The organism is Stenotrophomonas sp. NPDC077421 (genome assembly GCF_049545505.1).
GTDB lineage: Bacteria > Pseudomonadota > Gammaproteobacteria > Xanthomonadales > Xanthomonadaceae > Stenotrophomonas > Stenotrophomonas nematodicola.
Genome location: NZ_JBMWDP010000016.1, coordinates 92071 through 98361 on the forward strand (window position 1 = coordinate 92071; position 6291 = coordinate 98361).

6 protein-coding genes are annotated in these 6291 nt (G+C 57.0%); 3 read left to right on the plus strand and 3 right to left on the minus strand.

The window, feature by feature from the left end:
- Positions 1-74: 74 nt before the first annotated feature.
- The gene (locus tag ACPEH1_RS10940; protein WP_153164971.1) at positions 75-389 is read right to left on the minus strand and encodes a SymE family type I addiction module toxin; all 315 of its coding nucleotides are present in this window, start codon (positions 387-389) and stop codon (positions 75-77) included.
- Positions 390-722: 333 nt separating this feature from the next.
- On the opposite strand from ACPEH1_RS10940, the gene ACPEH1_RS10945 reads away from it, so the two are divergent.
- The 3 genes from ACPEH1_RS10945 (at position 723) to ACPEH1_RS10955 (ending at position 3915) form a co-directional block, all read left to right on the plus strand.
- Positions 723-929, plus strand: a complete 207-nt coding sequence (locus tag ACPEH1_RS10945; RefSeq protein ID WP_017356931.1) for a hypothetical protein — start codon at positions 723-725, stop codon at positions 927-929.
- A 251-nt stretch (positions 930-1180) separates the two neighbouring features.
- Positions 1181-1798 (plus strand): HNH endonuclease, encoded by a 618-nt coding sequence (locus tag ACPEH1_RS10950; protein WP_423715767.1) that lies wholly within the window; start codon positions 1181-1183, stop codon positions 1796-1798.
- 440 nt (positions 1799-2238) lie between these two features.
- Positions 2239-3915: an N-6 DNA methylase gene (locus ACPEH1_RS10955; RefSeq protein ID WP_423715768.1), complete on the plus strand. Its 1677-nt coding sequence runs from the start codon at positions 2239-2241 to the stop codon at positions 3913-3915.
- Positions 3916-3920: 5 nt separating this feature from the next.
- Here ACPEH1_RS10955 and ACPEH1_RS10960 read toward each other — a convergent pair whose 3' ends face one another.
- Together ACPEH1_RS10960 and ACPEH1_RS10965 are read right to left on the minus strand one after the other, a co-directional pair.
- On the minus strand, positions 3921-5036 hold the full coding sequence (locus ACPEH1_RS10960; protein ID WP_423715769.1) for a phospholipase D-like domain-containing protein: 1116 nt from the start codon (positions 5034-5036) through the stop codon (positions 3921-3923).
- A gap of 170 nt (positions 5037-5206) precedes the next feature.
- On the minus strand, positions 5207-6291 hold a 1085-nt coding region (locus tag ACPEH1_RS10965; protein ID WP_423715770.1), incomplete at its 5' end, for a transketolase-like TK C-terminal-containing protein.

Sequence of the window (6291 nt, forward strand, 5' to 3'; positions counted from 1 at the left end):
AAAGGCGGCGTGGTGCGCGCGGTATCCCGGTTGATGGCCGTGCTGATGCCCACCGTAAAGGTAGGCGCTGCCGCTCAGCGGGCTTGCCGCTGCAGCTTCCTGGGGATCTTCGGGGGTACCACGACGGGCCGCTCCACCACCGTGAGGGTGATGCTGCCGTGGGTAGCTTCCACTTTCAGGAGGGCGCCGATATCGAAGCCGAGGCTGCCCAGCCAGCGGCCGCGCAGCCGGATATAAGGCACGATCTCGTTGCGGCCGTAGTCCTCGCGGGTGGCATACATCAACGAACCCACGCGGTTGGAGCGCGCTGGCCGGATGGAGGGCTTGCGCCTGGGGCGCTCGATGACGGGCGACTCGGTGACGGGTAACTCTATGAATGACGTCAGCATGTTGGACCTCCGGCATGGCGTTCCCTCGCCGGGATGGCGAGGGTGTCGGGAGGTTAGAAACCGTCTAGCAGGAACCGGCGGGCGTATTTCCACAGGGGGTGTTGTATTAGCCACCCTCCCGACGTGGGACGTCCAACATTTTCCTGCTAGAGGAGTTTCTACGCTCCGGTGTGCACCATGCGCGTTGGTGCGGATGTTGGGAAATCGCTTGTTTCTGTTGGTTTTGAGGTGTTCGGTTGACGCCGCCTACAGGGTGGCGCAATCAACCCACCTTAGTCGCGGCCTTTGTGACGGGGTACGCGCATCCTCGCTCGCCTAGCGGGAGGGCTGTGGATGAACAGAATTGACTCGGAGTGGCTCCAGGCGTTCGACGACGCCATGTTGAGCTTCTTTGCCATTGACCATGCCGATGCTGGGATGGATCAGACCGACCTGGGTCGCTACTCGGACTTGCCGGCCAGGGATGCCGCGTTGGCGTTTGGGCACGACTACGAGCTTTGCCGAGTGGATACGTTCTGGCCCTTACAAGACTCGCCGTGAGCAGCTAACCGGCTGATTGCGTCAAGGCCACGCGATCTGAGCGATACTTAGAACCTATTGAAGCGGCGCTTCCAATAGGACGAGAGATGGCAGGCTTGAGCGATTGGACCCAAGATCAGTTGGTTGCCGCAGTGGGGGCATACCGGATGATGCAACAGAGGGCTGCGCAAGGGCTTGCGCTGAACAAGGCTCAGGTGTATCGCGAATTGGCCGAGGAACATGGGCGTACTCCGAAAGCATGGGAGTACCGGATGCAGAACATCTCGCACGTCCTCGACCAGCTACAGCAGCCGTGGCTTTCAGGCCTACGCCCAGCTGCGAATGTGGGCCCAGAGGTGACCGGCCAGTTGATCAAGCTGCTCGGGGGCACGTCGCCCGCTGAAACTCTCACGGCAACCACTGGGGACACACGTACCCAACTTCTAGCAGAGAGGCGCTACGCCGAAGAGCTACTTGCGTTTTCTCCTGCAGATGCGGAGGACCAGCGACGCAAAGTGCTCGCGACGATCGTACGCCGCCAGGGTCAGGCATCGTTCCGCGCTGCCCTGCTTGAAGCCTACTCAGGTAGGTGTGTGATGACCGGATGCAACGTCCTGGATGTGCTTGAGGCCGCACACGTGTACCCCTATCAGGGTGCAGCGACGAACTCTTTAACGAACGGGCTTCTGCTCCGAGCCGATGTCCATACCCTCTTCGATCTGTATCTCATCAGTGTGGAGCCGGAGACAAAGATCGTTCAGACGACCCCTACTCTTCGTGACACAGAGTACGGACGGCTAGGCGGATTGAGGCTGTCACAGCCGGTTGCGGACCATCTGGCTGTGAGCGTAGAGCTTCTGCGGTGGCATCGGTCGCAGTGTGAGTGGTAGGTCGCGCGGTAATGACCCTCCGGTTTCTGCTCAGCTCATGCGGTTGATGTACCTACATAGACCGCATCCGGCGTCATCATCTTCAGTGCCTGACATGGGCGCTGCTGGTTGTTGAGGGCGATCCGCTCGGCAATCACCCACACGCCCGAGGTCTGGCTCTCGCTCCGATGTCTGTGCACGTGACGCCTAACCTGTAGACGGGGCCACCGGACCTTTGGATCTCCGCACTATCCTTTAGTCGCTGCACTACAATGGCGCAGGTCAACGCGCCGACAGCGGCGCCAGTGCGCCAACGGATGTCGAGGCAGCCAAACCACTGAAGTATGCACAGGGACTGCGCTTCCATTTGATATCCAACTATGCTAACTGCGTCTCACACTGCGAGACGCCAATTAGTATTATTACTACCTCTATCTCGCTCAAGCCGAACTGTTGAAATCATGAATTTTATGGCAAACGAGTCGGCACAGAAGCTGCGCGGCGGGTACTACACCCCTGACGATCTTGCTGTGTTTCTGTGTCGGTGGGTTCTTGAAATTGGACCTACTCGAGTCCTCGAACCTAGCTGCGGAGACGGGTCATTTCTTCGCGCCCTCGGTAAGGCGGGTGCGGATCCACTCCTGTCTGTGCTGGCAATGGAGCTCAATGAGGAAGAGGCCGCGAAAGCGGCGTCCAGCGCCAGAGAAACCGGCCTGCTCAACTGTCGAGTGCAAGCTGGAGACTTCCTTTCCTGGGCACTGCAACCGTCGAACAGCCAAGGCCCCACCTTTGACGCCGTAATTGGCAATCCACCGTTCGTGCGCTATCAGTACCTCCCCGCTCAGTTCCAAGAACGTGCCGAGCAGGTGTTTCGTGCTCATGATCTCCCGTTTACTAAGCACACGAATGCTTGGGTTCCATTCATCATTGCAAGCTTGAGCATGCTTCGCCCCGGTGGCCGGCTCGCAATGGTAGTTCCATCAGAGCTCATCCATGTCATGCACGCGCAGTCTCTACGCACTTATTTGGGTAAGGAGTGCCGCCGCCTTGTAGTTGTTGACCCAGAGCAGCTGTGGTTTGAGGGAACACTTCAGGGCGCTGTCTTGTTGCTTGCTGAGAAGCATGGCGATGGCGAAGCAGTAGGCCACACCGATGGTCTTGGCATCTACGAAGTGAGAGATCGTGAGTTCCTTTCTTTGGACCCGAAAGCAGTCTTTTCTAAGCCCCAAGCCATGAATGGGCGTACTGTCTCAGGAAAATGGACAAAGGCTTTTCTCGCCCAGGACATCAGAGATCTACTTGACGAGCTACAGGACCACAAGGATATTTTTGAGTTCAACAAAGTTGCAAAAGTTGAAGTAGGTATCGTTACAGGTGCCAACAAGTTCTTTTTGGTAACAGACGAAACTGTTATTAGTAACGAGCTTCAGCAATGGGCACACCCGATGTTCGGCCGAAGCGAACACTGCCCAGGGATAATTTACGATCAGAAGCAGCACTTATCCAACGCCTCAAGGGGCAAACCAACCAATTTCCTTTGGTTCCCCGACAACTCACCAATGAAGTACAAGAAGGCACGCAGCTACATTGAAGCTGGAGAGAAAGAATCTCTGCACAACCGCTACAAGTGCCGCATCAGATCTCCGTGGTACACGGTGCCCTCTGTGTACTCTACCGAGATCGGCATGCTAAAGAGGTCGCATGATACACCACGCCTAATTCTCAACAAACTTGGCGCTTACACGACAGATACCGCTTACAGAATCCGCAGCCTTCCAGGGATCTCCGCTCAGAAGCTCGTAGCAGGTTTTGTAAACAGCTTGACGTCTCTCAGTGCAGAGCTAGAGGGACGTCATTATGGTGGCGGCGTGCTAGAACTGGTTCCTTCGGAAATCAGAAAGTTAATGATTCCGGTTTCGAAGAAGACCAAAATTGATATTGCAGATCTGGACAGGCTGATTCGGCAGGAACCTATGGATGTTGTTCTCAAGCAAAATTCGGCCAGAGTTTTGGGCGATATCGGCCTCTCTTCCACCTCTCAGGAAATGATTTTTGATGGATGGCGTAGATTGAGAAACAGGCGACACAGAAGCTCATCCGATTTTGAAGACGTGAACGGAGATCTCTCGGTGAAGTGAAGCGTTTAGCCGATTTCTATAGTAAACGCAGCTGCGTCACTATTGGTCTCGAATAGAGAGAGGGTCTTTCCCGCGATATTCGATCCTTTTACGACCGCAGCTGCCTTACCCCAACGCAGGATCGTCGTATAGTTTCCCTGGCCCGCCTCACCTGATGGCTTGTGACTGATTTCGAAACCCAAGACCCCATGATCGTTGTCATCGATCACCAGCCTTATTGGAACGATCGCGTGCTCCTGATCTCGATGCCCTCGTATTTCGCGTTGCCATACATAATCCGAGAATAACTCTCTGAAGTATTTCGTCTGGTCAATGCGCCGCCCCTCAGGCGCTTCGAACCCTGCCTGAGTCAACCTTACTCCACCGACTGGGTTGGCCCTCTCTCCACTTTGCAGCGCGTCCGTCCTCGAAAGTACCTTTTTCCAGACGAGGCTCTTCTCATAAACGAGACGGACTCCTCGGAGCAGCACCTCTTGCTCTATGGCCACTTGCGTTGTCGTTTCAGCGTCGACGTCTCGTGCAGCTCCCGACAACAATGGCGGCAGGGGCGCTGAAACCGAGCCAAATGGATTCGGGGCGACATTATCACCAGTATCCATGCGCCTCCTTCTCGAGATTTGTCTTCGCTGACTCTCGGAGGGAATCTGTTCACGGGAAGTTAGAACATCAAGGAGCTCTTGATCGAGATCTTTGATCAGACCTCCAGTGCCTGCAAGCGCCCGCTCCAAAAGCAGCGACTGAGCATCGAACTCAACACGGTCATCCGGGAAATCGAAGTCCATTCGAACTGCGAGCTCATGATTAGTGTAGAAGCCACCTTCAGTTAAATTGTTTGAGCCAACAAATAGCGCCGCCTGCCTCCTGCTCTCGAAGAGATAAGCTTTCGGATGGAAAGTTGAGCGAGGCGACGCATTACTAAACACCCTTGCATTCACACCCCAACTGATTAACTCCTGCAATGCCTCCCTACTTGTACCATCGAGATCAATTCCGACAATGACACTGACAGCACAGCCACGATCTCGAGCGGCGAGGATGGGTTGACGCAGTCGCAGAACAGTTCTCAGGCTTACGAAAGCTGAAACCAGTGTAGCCCGCTGACAGTGGAAGGCTTCGGACAAGAAGCCCTCCACGATTGTGCCTAGCTGAGACGCAGGCTGACTTATAAGCGTTGCGCGCATTGGAATCCTTCCCACTTATCTAGTTGCACTTACTCGATAATCCGCCCACTACATCGCAGAAGGGCGGTCTTGACGGCCGCCCTTCTGATTACCACAAATAAAAATCTTGATCAAACCCCGACAGGATTAGCCTTCTCAGGATCAATCTTGTACTGCTTGATCGCCCGGGCCACATCCTTCCCGGTCATCTTCCCTTCCTTGGCCAGCGCTGCAATCGCGGCATGCGCGATGTAGTAGCGGTCCACCTCGAAGAAGCGGCGCAGGTTGGCGCGGGTATCCGAGCGGCCGAAGCCGTCGGTGCCCAGGGCGGTGTAGGACATCGGCACGAAGGCGCGGATCTGGTCGGCGTAGGCGCGCACGTAGTCGGTGGCGGCAATGGCCGGGCCCTGGCGGCCTTCCAGCAGCTGCGTCACGAACGGCACGCGCTGGTCGGCTTCCGGGTGCAGGCGGTTCCAACGCTCGGCGTCGAAACCATCGCGGCGCAGTTCGTTGAAGCTCGGGCAGCTCCAGATGTCGGCGGTGACGCCGAAATCCTTCTCCAGCAGCGCGGCCGCTTCAATGGCTTCGCGCAGGATGGTGCCCGACCCCAGCAGCTGCACGCGCAGCTCGCCCTTCTTGGGCTTGCCGGCGTCGGTGAGCAGGTACATGCCCTTGACGATGGACTCCGCTGCACCTTCCGGCATTTCCGGGTGGGTGTAGTTTTCGTTCATCAGGGTGATGTAGTAGTACTCATCGATCTGGTCTTCCATCATGGCCTTGGTGCCGTGCTGGAGGATCACCGTCACTTCGTAACCGAAGGTCGGGTCGTAGCTGCGAACGTTGGGGATGCCGCCGGCGAACAGGTGGCTGTGGCCGTCTTCGTGCTGCAGGCCTTCACCGTTCAGCGTGGTGCGGCCGGCGGTGCCGCCGAGCAGGAAGCCACGGGTACGCATGTCCGCTGCCTGCCAGGCGATGTCGCCCACGCGCTGGAAGCCGAACATCGAGTAGTAGATGTAGAACGGCAGCATCGGCACGTTGGAGACCGAGTAGCTGGTACCGGCCGCCATCCAGGAGCTGATGGCGCCCGGCTCGCTGATGCCCTGCTGCAGCACCTGGCCGCTCTGGTCTTCGCGGTAGAACATGAGCTGGTCGGCGTCGACCGGCTTGTACTTCTGGCCGAACGGGGCGTAGATGCCGATCTGGCGGAACAGGCCTT

Coding starts and splice junctions, on each gene's coding strand:
- ACPEH1_RS10940 (WP_153164971.1), bottom strand. CDS start 389: ATGCTGACGTCATTCATAGAGTTACCCGTCACCGAGTCGCCCGTCATC.
- ACPEH1_RS10945 (WP_017356931.1), top strand. CDS start 723: ATGAACAGAATTGACTCGGAGTGGCTCCAGGCGTTCGACGACGCCATG.
- ACPEH1_RS10950 (WP_423715767.1), top strand. CDS start 1,181: ATGCAGAACATCTCGCACGTCCTCGACCAGCTACAGCAGCCGTGGCTT.
- ACPEH1_RS10955 (WP_423715768.1), top strand. CDS start 2,239: ATGAATTTTATGGCAAACGAGTCGGCACAGAAGCTGCGCGGCGGGTAC.